Source organism: Alteromonas sp. 38, from assembly GCF_902506055.1.
GTDB lineage: Bacteria > Pseudomonadota > Gammaproteobacteria > Enterobacterales > Alteromonadaceae > Alteromonas > Alteromonas lipotrueae.
This window is the reverse complement of record NZ_LR733300.1, coordinates 591,174-612,263: the sequence shown is the minus strand read 5'-3', so window position 1 is coordinate 612,263 and position 21,090 is coordinate 591,174. Positions and strand designations below refer to the sequence as shown.

Here is a 21,090-nt window from a genome sequence, read left to right as displayed (position 1 = left end):
AAAATACTATGCATACTTATCTTGCAGCACCCCTTAATCGCAACGTTAAAAAGTATGATACTACCGACTTTAAAACCTTATTAGGTAACTGGGAAAAGCGCATAGTAGCAGGCAACAATGCGTTCTCTCAAAAGCACTGGTTATCAAGTATCGCGTTGTACTACCAAGCTATTGCGCTAGCTAACCAATTAATGAGAGTTTCTCCTTACCGTAAGGAAGCTACGGTTTCCTTACTCGTGAGTTTTCATAACCTTTCCGATACCTACTTGCAGTTCGCTACCGAGACTAAACCCGATGAGAGAATGGGTATATACCAAATGGCGCTTACGGCTTTATGTGAAGTGAAGAATCGGATAGATGCAGTAGCCATATTGCTTCCAGATAATCCCGATGTACGCCGTGCTAAATGCATAGCGCATCAACAGCGATGGTTGTTATCAAAGCAACATCCTCAATTGGCGACAGACTTAACTAGCACGCTAGCATTCGACACATCGTCCACCCCCCTAGTGGCTTATACGAGTAAGGTCGCTGCTAGTCAGGCAAACCATTAACAGATGCTATTTCACTTGATTAGGAGTTTATATGAAAACAGCGATTAATAACGCTATCTACGCAGCAGCGCTATCGTCATCACCGGCTTTCGCCCATGCAGGTCATGACCATGGTCATTGGAGCAGCCAAATTTTACACGGACTCTTTTTCCTTTCACTTGCCGCGGTAGGTGCTGCATGTGTATTCGCTGGCTATAAGGCCTTTTCTCGTAAAAAAAGACAACTAAATAGAGCCTGAAACTATGTTAAATACTTTACTCTCTTCTCTTCATCGCCGTGCCCCCTTTGCCAAAGCCAGCGCGCATTGCGATATTCCTTGTAAAATATACGACCCTATTTCAGCGCAATTAGCTGCACTTAGCGTTATTCGTTTTGTTGATTTGCTGAACGAATTGAGCGAAAAAGAAAATCTATCCTTTAGCGACCATGCTCAATTTAGCCGCTTGATCAGCGAAAAAGAGATCCACGCTGAAAAAGTCAAACACGAGACTAGGGTAATTTGGGGCGACTACTTTAAGGCACCTCAGTTTGAACAATACCCCGATACTCACAAACTGGTGCATAACATTATGCTAACCGGCTCGGCATGTAAACAGCATGTTTCACGAGAAAAAGCAGAGGCATTGCTTCGTTTAGTGAATGAGTTTGCCGCGAGTTTCTGGGCAACTAAAGGCGTTGAAACCTATACAGCTACCTGCCCCTACCCACCAGCAGAGAACGTTGTTTACCCTAAGCTTTAATCGTGTTTAGACTATTAGCGATTGAGGGCAACAGCATGCAGCCTGTGCTATTTGCAGGGGATTTTATCTTAACCTGCAAATGGCCAATGGCTTGGCTAAAAAGCGGCCATCTTGTCGTTGTTCACAGTGAAAAATATGGTGTTATCGTTAAACGCGTCATTGAAGTTTGCCGCCAAAGAGGCGTACTACTGCGCGGTGATAATGCTTATGAGAGTGTGAGTACTAAGGCGATGGGTTGGATTAGCCCCAACGCCATTGTAGGCAAGGTTATTTATTCATCGCCCGCTAACCATCTTTTAAACGATAAACGCCGCTAGTTAATGTTAACTCGCGGCGTAATATTTGGATTGTTGCTGTCAGCGATGTGGGTTAATTAACGACGGTACTCTACTTCAACGTCGTAGTCATCTTCGTCCCAATCTTCATCATCATCTAAGTCATCACTTAAATCGTCTTCGAAGTCGTCGCCCAAGTCGGCCTCTTGTGCTTCTAACGTATTACGATGGTAAGTATCCCATTTGAACTCAACATCTTTCGTTTCTTCTTCTGCGATAACTTCGGTTGGAAGCGTATCGATGAAGTTCATGATTTCTCGGCAAAGCGGCTCTAAGCCAATCTTCTGGAAAGCAGATATTTGATAAATTGGGCCTTCCCAACCAAGTTGTGCGGCAATTTCTTTGCAGCGCTCGTTGGCTTCTTCTTCAAGCATCAAATCAACTTTGTTAAACACTAACCAGCGAGGCTTACTGGCTAGTTTAGGGTTGTACTTTTCGAGCTCTTCAACAATAGCCTTGGCGTTTTCAGCTGGATCGCTTTCATCCACTGGCATAATGTCTACAACATGTAGCAGTATACGACAGCGCTCTAAATGCTTAAGGAAACGAATACCTAAGCCCGCGCCGTCAGCTGCACCTTCAATAAGCCCAGGAATGTCGGCGACGACGAAGCTGCGTTGTGCGTCTTGACGAACTACACCTAGGTTTGGCACAAGCGTAGTAAACGGGTAATCAGCCACTTTAGGTTTTGCTGCAGATACAGAGCGAATAAAGGTAGATTTACCTGCATTCGGCATACCTAGAAGACCAACATCGGCCAGAAGCATTAATTCGAGTTTTAAGTTACGAATTTCGCCTGGCGTACCATTGGTTTTATGACGTGGTGCACGGTTAGTACTGCTTTTGAAACGCGCATTACCTAAACCGTGAAATCCACCTTGTGCCACTTTAAGCTGTTGCCCATGACGAGTAAGGTCGCCAAGTACTTCTCCAGTATCGCTATCGGTAGCGCGGGTTCCCACAGGAACACTTACCGTTAAATCTTTACCGCCACGGCCTATACAGTTAGCACCTTGACCATTTTGGCCGCGCTCTGCACGGTGAAAACGCTCGAAACGATAGTCGATCAATGTATTCAGGTTTTCATCGGCAAGAAGAAAAACACTACCGCCGTCGCCCCCATCGCCACCATCAGGGCCACCTTTGGGAACATATTTTTCCCGTCTAAAGCCAATTACGCCGTTGCCACCGTCGCCGGCTTCAACACGAATTTCAGCTTCATCTACAAATTTCATTTATCACTCCGGGCATTGTTGCCGTAGGGGTTATTTATACTCAGTATTCAACTACTAAGTTTACACCAAATTATTATGTACTGCCCAAATACTAAAGCTCGGGTTTCCATAAAACAAAAAACCCCGCAAGCGCGGGGTTTTTCTAAGCCTGTTCGGCGAGTAGCTAAGGCGCTTACTCTGCTACGATGCTTACAAATTTACGGTTGTTCGGTCCTTTAACATCAAACTGAACTTTACCGCTTTTTAATGCAAACAACGTGTGGTCTTTACCGATACCCATGTTGTCACCAGCGTGGAAACGAGTACCACGTTGACGAACAATGATGTTACCAGCAAGAACAGATTCTCCACCAAAGCGTTTAACACCTAGGCGTTTACTCTCTGAATCACGACCGTTTTTGGTACTACCACCAGCTTTTTTATGTGCCATGTGTTCGTGCTCCTATTAAGCGTTAATGCCAGTAATTTTCACTTCCGTGAACCACTGACGGTGACCCATCTGCTTGCGTGAATGCTTACGACGACGGAACTTAACGATTTTAATTTTATCGCCACGACCGTGTGTAACCACCTCAGCAGTCACCTTACCACCAGCAACGTTTGGTGTGCCGATTTTTACGTCGTCACCGTTGCTTACCATTAAAACTTTGTCGAATTCAATCGTGTCACCTGGGGCAACTTCGATTTTTTCTAGACGAACGGTTTGGCCTTCGGCCACACGGTGTTGTTTACCGCCACTTTGGAAAACCGCGTACATAGTTAACTCCGCTCTGCGTCACTGACGCAATCAATTCAAAAAACAGGGCGCGAATTGTACGTGAAACATCCGTAAATCACAACCCCGATTCTGATAAAAGTAGATTATTTTTCCAACATGGGTGAATTTTTGCGTGAATTCACCCAAAAATGCACGATGCCACACTTAGAAAACAGAACTAAGTGAATGACAAACGGTAAAATTCAAGATGATAGCCGCCAAATTCGATAAGCATTTTTTACTTAAAAAAGCATGGGATGCGTTATCTGTAGATGGAAAATCGAATACGATCCAACCGAGGCGATCTGATCATGAAAAACACGCATGAACCACGCACTTTAATCACGATGATCTAAAAACGATCGAATAACAGATCTGAGATTGTAGCATTTTGATCGCCACTTCGCAGCTAGCAAAAAAGAATTTTTCCAAAAATACACATTTCAGACCAAAATTAAGTAGTAGGGCTCATAATGAGACTTATATTAATAATAAAAATCGTATAAAACGCTTAGATGGGATGTGAAAATAGCGCAAACTCACGTTTTTGCATTCGTTCTTACATACTTAACGCAGCCTCGAACATTAAAACAGTATGTTGAGAATTAAGACGAATACAAAAAAGCGCTCCTATTTAAAAGCTGTTCTAGGGCTAAATGAGGTTAATTCAGAGCCTATATAAGTTCAATTGGGTGGCAAAATACGTTTAATTGGGTGGATAGTATGCTGCATTCAGGTACAATCAGCCCCTATAATTGCCTATGAAATGAATAAGTTTTTACGCCCATGCCAATGGATATAAATCAAATACGCGCACTATCAGATAACGATATGCAAGCGGTTAACCACCTGATTCAACAGCAAGTCGACTCTGATGTTGCGCTTATTAATCAATTGGGATTCTACATTGTTAATAGTGGCGGTAAGCGCCTTCGCCCATTATTAACGGTGCTAAGTGCACGTGCAATGGGCATTGAGAATGCGGAGCATCACACCCTTGCCGCTATTGTTGAATTTATACATACCGCAACGTTGTTGCACGATGATGTAGTAGATGAATCGACCATGCGACGTGGACGTGAAACCGCTAACGCTGTATTTGGTAACCAAGCATCGGTTTTAGTAGGTGACTTCCTGTATACCCGCTCATTTCAAATGATGGTAAGTTTGAAGCGCATGCGCGTAATGGACATTTTATCTGAAGCAACCAATCAAATTGCTGAGGGTGAAGTATTGCAGTTAATGAATTGCAACGATGCCTCTACCACAGAAGCACGGTATTTCGATGTAATTTACGGTAAAACCGCCCGCTTGTTTGAAGCGGCTACGCAACTGGCAGCGGTATTAACTGACCAACCAGAAAACGTAGAGCATGCCATGCAAGAATACGGCAAGCACTTAGGTACCGCCTTTCAGTTAGCCGACGATATTTTAGATTACATGGCCGACAGTGATGAAATGGGCAAGAACGCTGGCGATGATTTAGCGGAAGGAAAGCCAACGCTACCTTTGCTATACGCTATGTGGAATACCGACAGCGAAGAAGATAAAGCGCTTATTCGTGATGCTATCGAGCAAAGCAACGGGCTGCCCCATCTTGATCGCATCCAGCAAATTATGGAAAGCACTGGTGCGCTAGATTACACCCGCACGTGTGCCAACAATGAAGTGAAAATGGCCATTGATAGTTTATCTATTATTCCAGATTCACCTTATAAAGAGGCATTGATTGCTCTTGCTCATATTTCGGTAGAACGCACTAGCTAGTGCGTTTAACCCGCTTCAAGCATAGCCCCCACCAGCCCCACCAAGAAGCCGAATATTGCCCCTAATGGTGGCAACCAATGTTTTTCCATGCGAATGCCTGGGGCTATGTCTTGAAATACTGAATACAAAATTCCCCCAGCTGCAAAAAGCATAATGCCACTCATGACTACAGGGAAGCCTGCCAAATAATAAAACCCTATCGCACTCATTATTGGGCCAAGTAAGCTCATCAATACAAAAATCCAAATAAGCTTAGTGCTACGGTTTTTGTTCGTTGGGGTCATTTCACGATAAGCATTAAACCCTTCCGGTAAATTTTGTACCGCAATTAACACGCCTAACAACATAGTACCGCCACCTAATGCGGCAGTGGTGCCTAGCGCTACCGACTCAGGCACAAAATCACTTAACATGGCGGCAAGTTGGCTTCCTGCGGTTTTCTTTTTTGCCAGATAAATATCCAACGTCATAAAGGCAAGTGCCCCGCCGACAAAGCAGCAACACGCCATAAATACTGATACGTCTTTGATACCTTCAGGCACCAACACTAATGCGACCGCTGAAATTAACGCCCCTGCCCCCAAGGCTAAAATACCGTGACGTACTTCTTGCTCTAACCATTTAGGGTGCAAACCTTTCACCCTCGATAACAGCGCACCTGCTGGCATAGCCAGGCCAGCTAACGTTGCCACAATAATTAGATTTAGGATATCGGGTTGCTGCATGTTTGCTCCCTATACGTTGAGTAATTCCATCGTTTGACCTAGCACTATTGGCAGAATGCTCAATCACAACTAAAAAAGACAGCTCAAGTGGCTGTCTTTTTTCATTGTTCTCGCTGAGCGCATTTATAAAATATAAAGCCTTACGCTATTAATCATATAGTAATGCGCCATTATGAGATCATTTCAAATTAAGATCTCGGGTCATGTTTTCGTTTTTGTCGCGGTGCACAATTATATTGTCTTCAATACGAATACCGCCAAATGGCCGATACGTATCTACCGTATCCCAATTGATGTATTTCGACGCTGGGGTTGCTTTTAAGTCTCTGAGTAAGCTATCAATAAAGTACAAACCAGGCTCGATGGTAAACACCTGACGCGCTTCAATCATGCGCGTACAACGCAAGAAAGGATGTTCTTCAGGAGCAGGTTTAGGGGTACCTCTGTCGTCATTTACTAAACCGCCGACATCGTGTACTTGTAGTCCTAAGAAATGACCAATACCGTGAGGGAAGAACGTTCGCGTAATGCCTTGTTTGACAATATCTGCCGCAGGAAGATTCACAATGCCAGTGTCTTGTAGGATTTGAGCTATACCTGCATGGGCAAGCAAATGGATATCGGTATAGGCGACACTTGGCTTAAGGGAATCAACCAAGGTTAGCGTGACTTTATCAACGGCTTGAATAAGGTCGGAAAATAACGTGGAGTTTTGACTGTAGGTTCGGGTGATATCAGCAGCATAGCCGTGGTAATTCGCCCCCGCATCAATCAAGAACGAACGAGACTGCTTAGGTGCAATGGTATCGCACTGCATGTAGTGCAGTATTGCCGCGTGTTCATTCAGCGCAATAATACTGGTGTAAGGCACGTCGTTATCGCCTTGGCGGCACGCTGCGCTGTACGCTAAATTGATATCGAATTCGCTCTTACCTTCAAGAAACGCCTGTTCTGCTGCTTTATGCCCCGCTACCGCCAGCTTGTTTGCTTCTCGCATACACTCTAGTTCGTAATCGGTTTTATACGCCCGTTGGTAATGTAAATAATGCAGCACTCTGTCTGGGTTTACGTTCTCAAACCCTAACGCTTTGGCTACTTCAATGTATTCACCAACATAAGCAAAACCGCGCTTATCGTAAGGCAGGTGCTTTTCAACAGCATCGGCTTGTTGTAGCAAAATGATATTAAAGCTATCGGTCCAAAAATCTTGTGGCGCTGGCGGTACTTTGTGCCAAAAATCTTCAGGGCGATAAAAAATAAGGGTGGGCTTATCTTCACCATTAACCACTAACCAGCAATTGGGGTTATCGATAACCGGCACCCATGCTTTAAACTGTGGGTTTACCTTAAACGGGTAATGGTTGTCGTCTAAGAACAAGCGCTTGCCTTGCCCCGAATGGATGACTAACCCTTCTAGTCCTTCACGCTGAAGTGCTTCGCGAGTGCGAGATTGAAGTTCCTCGATATGTTGCTGATAGCTTGCCTGATGTTTTGACATAACACCTCATTTAAGTTTTTTAATTTGCATGGCTAACTGGCCTTCTTCCATTAGCAATGGGTTACCCGCCGTTTCAAATGCGCTGGTTCCACGCTAGCTTCGCTAAAATGCGAGAAGAGAATAATATTAGCCATTGTCGTTAAGTGCTCTTCTCTTTTAAAGTGACTTAAATACGCTTCTCTTTTAAGGCGACTTAAGTAGGCTTCTCTTAAAGGAGAATAGTGTACCACGATAGCCGCTCGGCTTTCACCGAGCGGCTTGTATGCATTAGTTATACATCTGCGCTAGCGAGGCGCTAATTGCAAGGTTCCCGTTACAGGATGCGTGCTAACTGCACTTGATGAAGGAATAACATCTTGCGTAAGCTGCGGAAATACATTTTTATTTTCCCCCAACTGATGCTCGTAAATATACTGATAAGCCAATACCGCTTTCACGTAACTTCGGGTTTCTTTGTAAGGAATATTCTCAATCCAGATATCTACCGGCAACGCTTCGCCTGCGGGTAACCATTCCAACACTTTACGCCAGCCAGCGTTATACGATGCTGACACCAACACGGGATTATCGTTAAGCTTATCGCCTAAATAACGTAAATACTGCACGCCGTAGTCGAGATTATTATCAACTTGAAACAAGCTATTTCGACTGACTTTCTCTTTAGCCAAATACTGCGCTGTACCGGGCATAAGTTGCATTAACCCTGCCGCACCTACTGGCGATACCGCATCTACCATGAACGAACTTTCACGACGGGCAATAGCCATCGCAAATGCTTTTGATACGTCATAGGTTTCACTCTTTTCACTAAATTGTGACTCGTAGGCCAAAGGAAAACGACGCTCAACATCGTCCCAATAACCACTTTTTGCAAAGCTGATGATGGCTTGGTCGTATATACCCCATTCGTATGCCAGCACACCAGCATCGGTTACCTGAGAGTCGGGTAAATTCGATAGCAAATATCGCCACTCTCGACGTGCACTGGTAGAACGTTCTAAGCGGTAGAATTCCATTGCCCGCTGGGTAGCAGGGGTATTGGCAATAGCGTGCACCGCACTTTGCACTCGAGGCGCGGGTGTATGCGACAAGTTCGGTTGGCTTTTAATACGAGCACTGGCCATAAAGCCATAATAATTGCGTTCGTTGGCTAGCTGCTGATACATCACCGTAGCCTGCATCACATTACCAAGTTCTTCGAGCGCGCGGGCTTTCCAATAGCGGAAGTTTTCCTCTTGCTGGAGTTCAGGACTAGCGGCATCAATCACATCGACGACCCGCTGCCATTGTTTGCCGCGAAGCAAAAACGATACATGCCAAAGTTTCACATCATCGCTGGCACCCGCGATATCGGCTTTATCTAGCCATTCGTGGGCTTCAGGTAAGAAATCTAAGGTAGCGCTTAACGCAATAGCCCGTTGAATAATATGTAATTCAGGCCCTGAGAAAATATCTTTCGGAGCGTATGTATTGTAAGCCTTCATTGCCGCTTTGGGGTTTCTCCACGCCAGCTTTTCTATACCCCAGGTTAATATTTCGGCTTCGCTGTTTTTGTGTTTCAAAGGAAACAAACGGCTTCGATTAACTAAACTCACATCGCGAGATACTGCCGACCACGCATCGGCAAGATATTGATGACTGACTGGCAATTGGCGCTTAAGGTAAGGAATAATGCGGCGATTATCTTCTTTCGCAGCAATGGCTATACGCTTAACTACTTTGTCTGGCGTCATGAGGCCATTACTTCGCCACTTTGCAAATAGAGGGTCGCATTCATCGGGCTGTGATTGACCGCTATACCAAAGTGGGTCGACATCAATTAACACAGGTTTGGGATCGTCGGTACGTTTTAATTTGTAACCCAACGCTTGGCAAGTAAGTTTAGCGCCCATGCCATTTCGATAACTGTTTAAAAACGCGTTTTCGTGCCCCCGGGAGGCAAGGTAGTTTAACCAGCGATAGCGTAAACCATAACTGACAGGTTGCCCCGCGTAATCCTCTAAGAACTGTTCGACTTCACGCTGGGTTTTAAGCGACATGGTGCGTTCTAATCGCAAACGTAGTAGATAGGGATAAAGGGGGTAATTCGCTAACCCGTAAATTTCTGCGTCTAAATCTTCTAAACGCCTTTTAGGTAAGGTTCGTAAGCTTTTTTCTAAAATTAAGAAACGAGCTCGCTCATCGGCGTAGATGTCATCGGGGAATAACGGCGAAACTTGCGCATGACTTAGCTGAAAGCAGCTTGAGATAGCGATCAACGTGAAAACGTGAAACGACTTGTGCAAAGGTAATGGCTTGAAGCACGTTACCGCTGTTGATAGAAAACTTACACCTACTTTATTCGACACAATATGAACTCCTACCCCTTGTTGCATTCAAACACACCAGAGTTGTGTGTAATTATAGAATGATGCTTGCTTGAAAGCCGATAAATTATCGGCGTGGCTCCATGCCACAGAAGTAAAAAGTGCCAGCGCTGTTAGTTATACCTTACAAACATTAGTGCCATGATTGTAGATTATTCTTATGCTGGATTGGCGCTTTGCGCCAATAGTGCCCATTATACAAGCACTATTATTGAAATCGAGCTTGATTTTCAATGAATGGCCACCATTTTTAACAATTGAAACACTCGTTTGAATTTTTCATTGATATTTTGTTTAAGTTTAGTTAAAAAGCTAGCCACCCTAACGCATTAGTGTTGTGGTACGACCAGAATGTATAATTGGTTTATACGCTTATAGCGAATGGTTAGATTGCTTCACTACTATCCCGGCCAACGCCGAAGGAGATGATAATGATATACACAGGCAAGAGTCTATCCGTCAGTCTGTTAGATGACGGCTTTGCTGAACTGGTATTTGATGCCGAAGGTTCAGTAAACAAGTTCGATCGCCAAACAGTGACCGAGCTTGATGAAGCAACCCAAGCACTGCTTAAAGAAAGCGGTGTTAAAGGCTTAGTAGTACGCAGTGCAAAATCTGCATTTATTGTAGGTGCTGATATCACCGAATTTACCGGTTTATTCGCAATGGATGAAGCCGAAGTACTAAACTGGGTAGCAAACACGTCTCAAGTGTTTGACCGCTTCGAAGATTTGCCTTTCCCTACGGTTGCTGCCATTAACGGTTTCGCATTAGGTGGCGGCTGTGAAATGACATTAGCTTGTGACCTTCGCGTTGCAGACACGACAGCCTCTATTGGCCTGCCAGAAGTTAAACTAGGTATTATGCCTGGCTTCGGCGGCACGGTACGTTTACCTCGCTTAATTGGTGCCGACAATGCACTAGAGTGGATGACCACAGGTAAAGACAGAAAAGGCGCAAAAGCCCTTGCTGAAGGCGCCGTTGACGCCGTAGTTGCACCAGAGTCATTACGCGACAGTGCGCTTTCTATGTTGAAAGACGCGGTAGATGGCAAATTCAAATGGGAAGCACGTCGTGCTCAGAAGAAAGCCCCATTACAGCTAAATAAAAACGAAGCTATGATGAGTTTTTCTACCGCACAAGCCATGGTATTTGCCCAAGCAGGCAAGCACTACCCTGCTCCGCACAAAATGGTAGAAACCGTTCAAAAAGCCGCAGGCCTTGACCGCGATGGCGCACTTAAGCTTGAAAACGCTGGCTTTGTTGCCCTAACTAAAACCGATGCAGCGCAAGCGCAAATTGGAATTTTCCTAGCCGACCAGCTAGTAAAAGGAAAAGGTAAGAAACAAGCCAAAGCTGCCACAAAAGAGGTAAAACTTAATGCCGTACTGGGTGCGGGCATTATGGGTGGCGGTATTGCGTATCAAAGTGCTGTTAAAGGCATGCCAGTGATAATGAAAGACATTAACACTGAAGCACTAGATCTAGGCTTAAACGAAGCTGCCAACATTCTTGGTAAAGGTATGCAGCGCGGTAAAGTGGATGCCAAAACCATGGCAAAAACCCTTAACGCTATTACGCCTACCCTTGACTACAACACGCTTAAAGATGCAGATCTTGTGATTGAAGCCGTTGTTGAAAACCCGAAAGTGAAAGGCATAGTGCTTAAAGAAGTAGAAGACGTTGTGGCCGACGACGCTATCATCTGTTCTAACACCTCTACTATTTCAATTAACCAATTAGCGAAAAGCTTAGATAAGCCAGAACGCTTCTGTGGTATGCACTTCTTTAACCCCGTACACCGCATGCCATTGGTTGAAATTATTCGTGGTGAAAACACCTCGGAAGACACCATCAATGCCGTAGTGGCCACCACACTTCGCATGGGTAAAACCCCTATTGTGGTTAACGATTGCCCAGGGTTCTTAGTAAACCGCGTATTGTTCCCTTACTTTGCAGGCTTCAGTAAGTTGCTAATAGATGGCGCTGATTTTGTTGCTGTTGATAAAGTAATGGAAAAACAGTTCGGCTGGCCAATGGGCCCTGCTTACCTAATGGATGTTGTTGGTATTGATACTGGCGACCACGCTGCAGACGTTATGGCTGCAGGTATTCCAGAGCGTATGGCACGTATTGGCGACGACCCAGTAACCGTGCTTTATAAAGAAAAACGCTTAGGCCAGAAAAATGGCAAAGGCTTTTATAACTACGGTAAAGACAAGCGCGGTAAGCCTACGAAAGTGGCTGCTGAAGAAGCATACAGCTTGCTTGCTCCTATTACTGCCGATACCAAAGACTTCGACGCGCAAGACATTATTGCACGCTTGATGATCCCTATGGCTAACGAAGCAATTCGTTGCCTAGAAGAAGGCATTGTAGGTACTGCAGCTGAAGCAGATATGGCCTTACTTTACGGTTTAGGCTTCCCTCCATTCCGCGGTGGTGTATTCCGCTGGATTGAAACAATGGGATTAGCGAATTTTGTCGAACTCGCTGACAAATACGCCAGTCTTGGCCCGATTTACCAAATTTCAGATGGCGTTCGCAAGATGGCCGCTGAAGGTAAATCTTACTTCGCTTAATTCCCAAGGAGACTAATAATGAAAGAAGTCGTAGTTATCGATTGTGTTCGTACCCCTATGGGACGCTCGAAAGCCGGTGTATTTAGAAATGTTCGTGCAGAGACTATGTCTGCCGCGCTAATGACCGCATTACTTGAGCGCAACCCAGGTGTTGATCCAGCAGAAATTGAAGACATTATTTGGGGCTGTGTACAGCAAACCAAAGAACAAGGTTTCAACATTGCGCGTAATGCGCAATTGCTAACCCAAATTCCACGTACTACAGGTGCAGTAACCGTTAACCGTTTATGCGGTTCATCGATGCAAGCATTGCATGATGCGACTAGCGGCATTATGAGCGGTCGTGGCGATATATACATGATTGGTGGTGTTGAGCACATGGGCCATGTACCTATGAACTACAACATCGACTTTCACCCAGGCCTTGCTAAGTACACCGCAAAAGCCTCTGGCATGATGGGTATGACCGCCGAGCTACTTGGTCGTCAAAATGGTATCACTCGTGAAATGCAAGATGCGTTTGGCGCACGTTCGCATCAGCTAGCGCATAAAGCACACCTTGAAGGCCGCTGGGCTAATGAGATTGTGCCTATCGAAGGCCATGATGCCAACGGTACGCTTAAACTGATTGACCATGATGAAGTTATTCGCCCAGAAAGCACAGCTGAAAGCATGGCGCAACTTCGCCCTGTGTTCGACCCAGTAAACGGTACAGTTACAGCAGGTACATCTTCGGCGTTGTCTGACGGTGCGTCTGCCATGTTGCTTATGTCTGCCGACAAAGCAAAAGCACTAGGTTTAACACCTCGCGCTAAAATTCGCTCAATGGCAGTGGCAGGTTGTGATGCAGCTATTATGGGTTACGGCCCAGTACCGGCAACACAAAAAGCCCTTAAACGTGCTGGCCTTAGCATGGACGATATTCAACTGGCTGAGTTCAACGAAGCCTTTGCTGCCCAAGCACTATCATGCATTAAGCAACTAGGTTGGATGGACAATCTTGATGACAAGATTAACCTTAACGGCGGCGCCATTTCACTAGGCCACCCTCTAGGTTGTTCTGGTTCACGTATATCAGGTACCTTGATTAACCTGATGGAATCGCAAGATGTAGAGCTAGGCTTAGCCACCATGTGTATTGGTTTAGGCCAAGGTATAGCCACTGTATTTGAACGTGTTTAATTAGTTATTCACGTTTTATTGAAAGGGCCTTCGGGCCCTTTTTTGTTGCATGAGGTTCGTAAAGCTCAATTCAGCTTGAGCAAACACGACTATTTTAAAACACGGGAAAGCGGGCTAACTACACCCTGCGCCCCCTGTTGTAATACATGAGTGTAAATTTGCGTAGTTTTCACATCAGAATGACCAAGTTGCGTTTGCACAGTACGAATGTCGGCACCCGACTGTAAAAGGTGAGTAGCAAACGAATGTCGCAGAGTATGCGGCGTAACCTTCTTTTTAAGCCCACACGCACTTGCGGTAATTCTTATCGCCTTTTGTATGCTTGACTCATCAATATGATGGCGACGCGTTTTTCCATTCTCGGGATCAACCGATAAACGCGCAGAAGGAAAAAGATAATGCCATCCAAGCTCTCTAGGTGCATTTTGATATTTAACACGTAAACGATGGGGCAAATATACCCCTTGGTAACTAGGGTTTTCTAAATCTGCAACAAGGTAATTTTCAACTACACTTATTTGCCGATTAAGCCCAGGTTTTAGCTCTGCTGCTAAAGTAACAACACGATGTTTTCCGCCTTTACCATCCCAAATTCGAATAGCGTTATAGTCGAAATCAATGTCTTTTACCCGCAACCTCACAGCCTCCATTAAACGTAACCCGCTTCCATAAAGTAACGAAATAGGTAACTTTAAATGAGCAGGAAGTTGAGCAAAAAGCGCAACCACTTCGTCTTGCGTAAGCACAACAGGTAACTTGGCTTGCCTGCGACTTGTAACAAAATCAAGACTCAAGGAAAGAGGCTTTTCTAGTATGTCTCGATAAAGAAATGCCAACGCATTGAGTGCGCTGGCTTGAGTAGCCGGCGCTACATTCTTTTTATTCACTAAGTGAGATAGAAACAACTCTACTTCTTTGTCTCCCATCTCGGCAGGATGCCTAGTATTGTGAAACCGGATATAACTAACAATCCACCCACTATAAAGCTGTATAGAGCGCTTAGCGTAACGGCGATTTCGCATGTGTTGAACCACCATTTGCATAAACATTGATTTCATTTTTATTTTTCACATTTCAACTGTAATTACATACAGCATTACGATTTTTTAGTACGCCGTAAAATAAAAAGGAAACATTCCGTACTTAAGTACAGTGTTTTCAGATACAAAGTGTAGGATATTGATATGAGTTAACTTCCGTGCGAAAGTTAAAATATTATTTGGGTGATATATGGAAACTTTCCGCCTTGCATAAAGGATTTTTTCCGTACACTAAATTGTTATATGCCACTAGGAAAACCTAACTCATCGTTTACTTATTAGCTGGGATTGTGTGTGTTCATTTGGCTTGGGCATTTTTTAATGCTCTAGCTGTTAACAGCACATTGTTTATCAATAATAGCTCTCGAGCTATTACCTTACTTGTTAATTGGCTTATTCCAATAGGTGGCCCTGCTATTACTTTGGTTGTCCTTCGCTCAATAAACCCTAAAGTAAAAGGTCGCAATCCTGTTGCGGACGGTTCTGGTAGTAGCAATCTATATTCGGGGAATGAGGGTTCAGATTCTGGTGGTGGCTGTGGTGATTAACGTAGCTAAACTAGGTTGTATTTAAAATGGCTTATAACAAAAAAATTAAGCACGCCCACTGCGCGGGCTGGGACGCAAACACGCAGGCCGGCTTCGCCATTATGCCCTACGTGCCTGCGCCCCTTATTTAAAAGTTAGGTGTAATGATGAAAATACTTACTTTTGTCGTTGTTATGGCTACGTTCTGCAGTTTTAGTGCTCATGCAGTAAAAGCGCGCAGCTGCGAAAATTTAGAAGTAGAATATATAAAGTTGCAGCTTCAAAACGGTAATTTAAGTCAAAAAAACATTTCAGACAGAGAATTCAAAAGAGGTACGTTAGGTATTGAAGAAGTGTGTGAACTAAGAAGTGCATTGGGTTCAGATAGTTTAGCTTTTACTCTATTTAGACCTAAAGGTGAGTCATTGAGTTATATACTGGTTCACAATGGCTTAGATGGCAGTTTTAAATTGTACGGTCCTTTTATTGGCAATTACACCTAACAAAAAAATTAAGTCACTCACTTCGTTCGCTGGGACGCATACACGCGGGGCGGCTTCGCCATTATGCCCCACATGTCTGCGCCCGTTATTAGAAAGTTAGAAGTACCGTATGAATTACGTTTGGCATTCCATATTTAACAAAAAAATTGATTCATCAGCCGCTAGTAAGCTAGTTTCAATACTCGAGGATATAGAAGCTTTCCTAAACGATTCTGAAGACTCAATTTGGTCAGACATGGAAAATGTAAAGGTACTCTCAATAATCAGAAACTCAATAACATCGCTTAAAGCATCTAGTAAAGCGAAGGTTGCGAGGTTAGATTATTTATTCTTACCTACCGGCCCATTACAAGAAATATCAATGGCAAACGGTTGGTCCGACGAATATTTAGTTCTTGCTGAAAGGTTTGATGATGTTTCTGGCAAGTACTTCTAACAAAGCGCTGAAGTCACTTCCTTCGGTCGTTCGGACGCATTTATGCGGGGCGGCTTCGCCATTATGCCCCACGCAACTGCGCCGCTTAGCTTAAAGTTAGCTGCTAGGAGATAATTTTATGGACGATACGTTTTGGATAGCTCTTACTTTTGCGATGCTCTGTGGATTACCTTGTGTGATTTTGGGGTTTCTGATCGGTGTGAAACAAAAGAGAAGTCTTCTTGCCAGTTGGGATGACTCAAGTTTCTCAGATCCTGTATTAGTTGGAAGAATAATGGGAGCAAGCTCTTTTATAACGGGCTCATTAATTATCTTGTCTTGTACAGGAGTAGCAATGAAGTTAGTGTCAATGTCATTCGCAGGTGTAGCTTTTTGTGTATCAGTTGCAACTCCACTATTAGCTGGGTTGTATGTAAATGTTATGTATACCAAAGAACGCAGCTAACAACTCAATTAACTCACTCACTACGTTCGTTGGGACGCATACACGCAGGGCGGCTTCGCCATTGTGCCCCACGTGCCTGCGCCCCTTATTTAAAAGTTATGTGCTAGGGAGTTTTAGTGAATAAAATATGGAAGTTTATAGTGGTAATTCTCTGCTTTCTCCTTGCAGCTTATCCAATGGCCTCAATGCATGGAACTTGCGCCCATTACCCACTAGAAGNATGGCGGCTTGCTTCAGTCAGATCAGCAACATCACTGCGCTGGCATTTTGCTTGTTTGCTTTAACAATCAATCGTATGCTGGCTTTATTAGTTTTTAATAAGGCCAAAGGTATAGGCTCTGCTTCTAACAAAGCGCTTAAGCCACTCCCTTCGGTCGCTGGGACGCCTATACGCGGGGCGGCTTCGCCATTATGCCCCACGCATCTGCGCCCCTTAGCTTAAAGTTATGTGCTAGGGAGTTTTAGTGAATAAAATATGGAAGTTTATAGTGGTAATTCTCTGCTTTCTCCTTGCAGCTTATCCAATGGCCTCAATGCATGGAACTTGCGCCCATTACCCACTAGAAGATTTCTTCTTTCATATTTATTGGCCTTTTACTAAGTGGCTTTGGCATATTGGATTAAATTATAGCTCTGCTGTAATTTTCAGCGTATTGGTTCCGAATTTATTGGCCTTGTACTTAACATTCTTAGTTATCAAGAAGCTGGCTTTTAACAAAAATGAATTGTAGTGTTTAATAAACACGCACACAACAAAGCGCTCAAGTCACTCCCTTCGGTCGCTGGGACCCATACGCGGGGCCGCTTCGCGATTATAGCCCCACGTATGTGCCCCTTAGCTTAAAGTTAGGCATTCAGGAGTAACATGGAAATTACAACTAACATTGTCAGATCGGATCTGCTGAAATTAAATCTATCTGTAGCACTAAGAAGTAAAGGAACTTATTACTTTATTTTGGGGATCTCTCTACTCGTACTATGCTTTTCATTTTATAAAAGTGGACTTCCAGACTCACCAGTTCTCTGGGCTACTGCTTTCTTCATAGCTTTATTCTCTGGATTTTTAGGTGCAGCGCCATCATTCGCAATAAACGTTTTTTGCCTTCTTATAATGTCTAAGCAATCAAATGGAGTATTAGGCACTCATATTTACCAAATTTCGGAAGCTGGGTTATTTGAAAAAACGGATGCGAATGAAACCCTTACGAAATGGTCTGGAGTTCTCTCCGTAAAAGTGCATGGCCCTATTCTGTATATCCAAATAGCACCAGGATTGTTCCATACAATACCGTCTCGTAGTTTTTCGGATTCAAAGGCATTTATAGATTTTGCAAATGCTGCAAGGAAGTTTTGGGAGCATGCCTAACAAAAAAATAAAGGCACTCACTTCGTTCGCTGGGACGCATACACGTGGGCTGCTTCGCATTTTAGCCCACGCGCCTGCGCCCCTTATTTAAAAGTTAGCTGCAAGGAGAAGTTTTTGAGCAAGCCAGATTTTTCAAGCTATTCGATTGAAGAGTTGCTGGACTGTAAACAGAACATTGATAAAGATAGATATCCCGAACGCTATAAAGAAATTCTTGATTTAATTGCTTTACGCACCCAAGACCCCAACATTAAACGCTCTCACGACGAGATTGTTTTCATAGAGTTTTGTGAAGCACTCAGAGATGACTTAAGAATTACATTAGACGATAACTTATGGCCTATCTTAAAGTTATTTTCAAAGCGCTTGAGGGATAGCGTACCAAGCACTTTTCAAGATCAAGTTTGCCCAGTATGTTCAGGTGATTTACACATTACTCAACGGTTTGGCGCGTGGGAAGTTGAGTGTCAAACCTGCGATATGGTTTATTCTATAACTGAAAGGCATTCGTCAATTTGAGCTTTGCAGCTAACAAACAACTGTAGCCATTCGCTGGCGCTCACTGGGACAATAACACGTAGGCTCAGTCGCTTCGCTCCAATTTTAGCCTACGTGTTATTGCCCCTAAGTTGGGCGTTATACGTAATGAGAAAATTCACCTTAATTTTAGCTTTCTTTGTTTCTGCTTGTTCTTCCATAGAAGATGTATCAAACAAAGATTTCGTAAATATCAATATGGGCTCTGTTTCATCCACAAAGCCTTTGTTTGTGTGTGTTAATAAATTGGATAGTGAATTAACGAATCAATTGTTTATTAACTGGGGATTCGAAAAGTGCCAGTCCGGCGAGCATGTTATTAGTATTCCAGAAAATTCGCCTTTGAAAATAACGAAGGTTGTAAAGCATACACATACGGCGTTGTTTACTCGTGAACGTTGGCTTGCGGTTGGTAACTTCGAAAATACTGAGTTTTACTATTACCTAGATTGGGTTACTCAAACAGATGGTACTTTTTTCAAACAGACCAGCAATGTACCTTGGCGATGATTACGTATAACAAACCGCTGTAGACGCAAGCGGAGCTTGCTGGGACAAAAACACGTGGGCTGTCCTCGCTTCGCTCGATATTATAGCCCACGTATTTTTGCCCCTAAGCGGGGTGTTAGAATGCGTCAGCCTAAACTGCATTTGGCTTAATACAAATAACAGTTCAACCGCCCTCACCTGTTGTTCCCAACATCGCCCTGGCTTTCGGTGGTTTTAACTTCGCCGCTTTAAATTCAAAGATTGCGCAATAGGCGCTTTACCGCCAAGTTCTCATTTTCATCCAGCAAGCACCATTGCACTTGGTAGCTCAAATGGCGGCTTGCTCCAGTCAAATCACCAACATTACTCCATTGGCATTTTACTTGTTTGCTTTAAGAATCAATCGTATGCTGGCTTTATTAGTTTTTAAAACGTCCAAAGGTAAAGGATCTGCTTCTAACAAAGCGCTTAAGTCACTCCCTTCGGTCGCTGGGACGCCTATACGCGGGGCGGCTTCGCCATTATGCCCCACGTATCTGCGCCCCTTAGCTTAAAGTTATATTTCTAAAAGGATGTTTTAAGATGAAAAACTTGTTTTTATTTCTGGCAATTGTAGGTTTGAGTGCTTGCGGTTCAACCGCGATTCAATTCTATGATGGGCCATCAAAATCAAGCAACGAGACTGCGACTATAAGTTTATGGACGGACGCATCTAAGCTTGATGAAGAATTTTCCCCTTCTGCTCTTCAAATTACATCATTAAAACTCAACGACAAAGATATCGTCACTAATTCAGACATTTCTATTCTTGCCGGTGAGTATAGTTTTACAACTAAATGCACTATAGGTAGCTTTTCAAAAACGAGTACTTTTAACTTTGATGCATCTTCAAATAAAAACTATGCGGTTAAAGCTGTTGGTCAAGGTAAAGAGTGTTACTTTAAAAAGTTAAGTTTATTGGTAGATAATTCTCGTTTTGTCGAACTTTGAACCGAAATATAACAAGCCAATTAACGCACTCACTACGTTCGCTGGGACGCATACACGCAGGGCGGCTTCGCCATTATGCCCTACGTGCCTGCGCCCGTTATTGAAAAGTTAGAAGGCGTCAGCCTAAACTGCATTTGGCTTAATACAAATAACAGTTCAACCGCCCTCACCTGTTGTTCCCAACATCGCCCTGGCTTTCGGTGGTTTTGACTTCGCCGCTTCAACTTCATAGGTTGCGCAATAGGCGCTTTATAGCCAAGTTCTTATTTTGAGTCAGTAAGCGCCATTGCGTTTGTCGGCTCGAATGGCAGCTTGCTTCAGTCAAATCAATACCATCACTGCGCTGTCGTTTTACTTGTTTGTATTAATAATCAATCGTATGCTGGCTTTATTAGTTTTTAAAAATGCCAAGGGAACAGGCTCTGCTTCTAACAAAACGCTCAAGTTCACTCCCTTCGGTCGCTGGGACGCTAACACGCGGGCTGACTCACTTCGTTCGGATTTTAGCCCACGCGCTAGCGCCCCTTAGCTTAAAGTTAGCTGCCTCAATATGACACCAAAACTATGGCATAAAATAAGTAAAAGCATTGTTGGGAATAGAAAAAAGATAGTAATTTTATCTTTGGGCTCCTTTGGAATATTGATGCTCTTAAATTTTCTAAGATGGATGGGGATAGACAACTCTTTTATTAATTTCATAGGTATTTGTTCAGCCTTTATCTTTTTCGTGTCCACAAGTCTATTTGTTCCGTGGTCTTGGTTTAGGAAAATCTCAATAACGAACCCAGGTGACAATGCATTTTTAAAAACTGGATATTATGTAGGTTCAGCTCTTGACTGGCTTTTTTCAATTGTTCTCGCGGCATGGTATTTTGGGGTTTTCACACTGTTTTTTGTTGTGGTTTTTACCAACAGCGGCAGCTAACAAAACGCTTAAGACGTTCACTTCGTTCACTGGGACAGCAACGCCGCGCGCCTTCGGCATTATCGCGCGGCATTACTGCCCCTTAGCTCAA

At 43.8% G+C, this 21,090-nt stretch carries 22 protein-coding genes and 1 pseudogene; 16 read left to right on the top strand and 7 right to left on the bottom strand.

Annotation, left to right across the window (positions count from 1 at the left end; genetic code table 11):
- Nucleotides 1–8 precede the first annotated feature (8 nt).
- The 4 genes from FLAVO9R_RS02655 to FLAVO9R_RS02640 are packed head-to-tail and all read left to right on the top strand — an operon-like array spanning nt 9 to nt 1,611.
- The gene (locus FLAVO9R_RS02655) at nt 9–554 is read left to right on the top strand and encodes a hypothetical protein (RefSeq protein WP_159528530.1); all 546 of its coding nucleotides are present in this window, start codon (nt 9–11) and stop codon (nt 552–554) included.
- Nucleotides 555–585: 31 nt separating this feature from the next.
- A complete protein-coding gene (locus FLAVO9R_RS02650; RefSeq protein ID WP_159528528.1) occupies nt 586–792 on the top strand; it encodes a hypothetical protein in 207 nt (68 codons plus the stop codon).
- Nucleotides 793–796: 4 nt separating this feature from the next.
- Complete coding sequence (gene sodN / locus FLAVO9R_RS02645; RefSeq protein ID WP_159528526.1) at nt 797–1,294, top strand: superoxide dismutase, Ni; 498 nt, start codon at nt 797–799, stop codon at nt 1,292–1,294.
- Nucleotides 1,295–1,296: 2 nt separating this feature from the next.
- Nucleotides 1,297–1,611: a S24/S26 family peptidase gene (locus tag FLAVO9R_RS02640; RefSeq protein WP_159528524.1), complete on the top strand. Its 315-nt coding sequence runs from the start codon at nt 1,297–1,299 to the stop codon at nt 1,609–1,611.
- Between the two features lie 56 nt (nt 1,612–1,667).
- Here FLAVO9R_RS02640 and cgtA read toward each other — a convergent pair whose 3' ends face one another.
- From cgtA to rplU, 3 genes are all read right to left on the bottom strand, one after another.
- Nucleotides 1,668–2,864 (bottom strand): Obg family GTPase CgtA, encoded by a 1,197-nt coding sequence (gene cgtA / locus FLAVO9R_RS02635; protein WP_159528522.1) that lies wholly within the window; start codon nt 2,862–2,864, stop codon nt 1,668–1,670.
- A gap of 172 nt (nt 2,865–3,036) precedes the next feature.
- Entirely contained in the window at nt 3,037–3,294 is a 258-nt protein-coding gene (rpmA, locus tag FLAVO9R_RS02630) for a 50S ribosomal protein L27 (RefSeq protein WP_013785541.1), read from the bottom strand.
- Between the two features lie 15 nt (nt 3,295–3,309).
- Nucleotides 3,310–3,621 (bottom strand): 50S ribosomal protein L21, encoded by a 312-nt coding sequence (rplU, locus tag FLAVO9R_RS02625; RefSeq protein WP_013785542.1) that lies wholly within the window; start codon nt 3,619–3,621, stop codon nt 3,310–3,312.
- Between the two features lie 792 nt (nt 3,622–4,413).
- On the opposite strand from rplU, the gene ispB reads away from it, so the two are divergent.
- The gene (gene ispB / locus FLAVO9R_RS02620) at nt 4,414–5,388 is read left to right on the top strand and encodes an octaprenyl diphosphate synthase (protein WP_159528520.1); all 975 of its coding nucleotides are present in this window, start codon (nt 4,414–4,416) and stop codon (nt 5,386–5,388) included.
- Between the two features lie 5 nt (nt 5,389–5,393).
- On the opposite strand, the gene FLAVO9R_RS02615 is transcribed toward ispB, so the two are convergent.
- From FLAVO9R_RS02615 to FLAVO9R_RS02605, 3 genes are all read right to left on the bottom strand, one after another.
- Complete coding sequence (locus FLAVO9R_RS02615; protein WP_159528518.1) at nt 5,394–6,113, bottom strand: ZIP family metal transporter; 720 nt, start codon at nt 6,111–6,113, stop codon at nt 5,394–5,396.
- Between the two features lie 178 nt (nt 6,114–6,291).
- Complete coding sequence (pepQ, locus tag FLAVO9R_RS02610) at nt 6,292–7,611, bottom strand: Xaa-Pro dipeptidase (protein WP_159528516.1); 1,320 nt, start codon at nt 7,609–7,611, stop codon at nt 6,292–6,294.
- A gap of 284 nt (nt 7,612–7,895) precedes the next feature.
- Nucleotides 7,896–9,959, bottom strand: a complete 2,064-nt coding sequence (locus tag FLAVO9R_RS02605; RefSeq protein WP_232370562.1) for a transglycosylase SLT domain-containing protein — start codon at nt 9,957–9,959, stop codon at nt 7,896–7,898.
- Between the two features lie 449 nt (nt 9,960–10,408).
- Between FLAVO9R_RS02605 and fadB the strand changes: the two genes are divergently transcribed.
- Nucleotides 10,409–12,559, top strand: a complete 2,151-nt coding sequence (gene fadB / locus FLAVO9R_RS02600; RefSeq protein ID WP_159528512.1) for a fatty acid oxidation complex subunit alpha FadB — start codon at nt 10,409–10,411, stop codon at nt 12,557–12,559.
- 18 nt (nt 12,560–12,577) lie between these two features.
- Nucleotides 12,578–13,741, top strand: a complete 1,164-nt coding sequence (fadA, locus tag FLAVO9R_RS02595) for an acetyl-CoA C-acyltransferase FadA (protein WP_013785548.1) — start codon at nt 12,578–12,580, stop codon at nt 13,739–13,741.
- An 89-nt stretch (nt 13,742–13,830) separates the two neighbouring features.
- On the opposite strand, the gene FLAVO9R_RS02590 is transcribed toward fadA, so the two are convergent.
- A complete protein-coding gene (locus tag FLAVO9R_RS02590) occupies nt 13,831–14,799 on the bottom strand; it encodes an integron integrase (protein WP_159528510.1) in 969 nt (322 codons plus the stop codon).
- A 284-nt stretch (nt 14,800–15,083) separates the two neighbouring features.
- On the opposite strand from FLAVO9R_RS02590, the gene FLAVO9R_RS02585 reads away from it, so the two are divergent.
- The 9 genes and pseudogenes from FLAVO9R_RS02585 (at nt 15,084) to FLAVO9R_RS02550 (ending at nt 20,074) form a co-directional block, all read left to right on the top strand.
- Nucleotides 15,084–15,329: a hypothetical protein gene (locus tag FLAVO9R_RS02585; protein WP_232370561.1), complete on the top strand. Its 246-nt coding sequence runs from the start codon at nt 15,084–15,086 to the stop codon at nt 15,327–15,329.
- Nucleotides 15,330–15,475: 146 nt separating this feature from the next.
- Nucleotides 15,476–15,811: a hypothetical protein gene (locus FLAVO9R_RS02580; protein WP_159528508.1), complete on the top strand. Its 336-nt coding sequence runs from the start codon at nt 15,476–15,478 to the stop codon at nt 15,809–15,811.
- A 109-nt stretch (nt 15,812–15,920) separates the two neighbouring features.
- Entirely contained in the window at nt 15,921–16,247 is a 327-nt protein-coding gene (locus tag FLAVO9R_RS02575; protein WP_159528506.1) for a hypothetical protein, read from the top strand.
- 118 nt (nt 16,248–16,365) lie between these two features.
- The gene (locus tag FLAVO9R_RS02570) at nt 16,366–16,692 is read left to right on the top strand and encodes a hypothetical protein (protein ID WP_061997017.1); all 327 of its coding nucleotides are present in this window, start codon (nt 16,366–16,368) and stop codon (nt 16,690–16,692) included.
- A 220-nt stretch (nt 16,693–16,912) separates the two neighbouring features.
- Nucleotides 16,913–17,134 (top strand): annotated as a pseudogene (locus FLAVO9R_RS20415) (hypothetical protein); the annotation flags it as partial.
- A gap of 423 nt (nt 17,135–17,557) precedes the next feature.
- The gene (locus FLAVO9R_RS02565) at nt 17,558–18,058 is read left to right on the top strand and encodes a YcxB family protein (RefSeq protein WP_159528504.1); all 501 of its coding nucleotides are present in this window, start codon (nt 17,558–17,560) and stop codon (nt 18,056–18,058) included.
- A gap of 114 nt (nt 18,059–18,172) precedes the next feature.
- Entirely contained in the window at nt 18,173–18,577 is a 405-nt protein-coding gene (locus FLAVO9R_RS02560; RefSeq protein WP_159528502.1) for a hypothetical protein, read from the top strand.
- Between the two features lie 126 nt (nt 18,578–18,703).
- Complete coding sequence (locus FLAVO9R_RS02555) at nt 18,704–19,105, top strand: hypothetical protein (RefSeq protein WP_159528500.1); 402 nt, start codon at nt 18,704–18,706, stop codon at nt 19,103–19,105.
- A gap of 561 nt (nt 19,106–19,666) precedes the next feature.
- Nucleotides 19,667–20,074 carry a hypothetical protein gene (locus tag FLAVO9R_RS02550; protein WP_159528498.1) on the top strand — a complete coding sequence of 136 codons (408 nt, stop codon included), beginning with the start codon at nt 19,667–19,669 and terminating at the stop codon, nt 20,072–20,074.
- Nucleotides 20,075–21,090 lie beyond the last annotated feature (1,016 nt).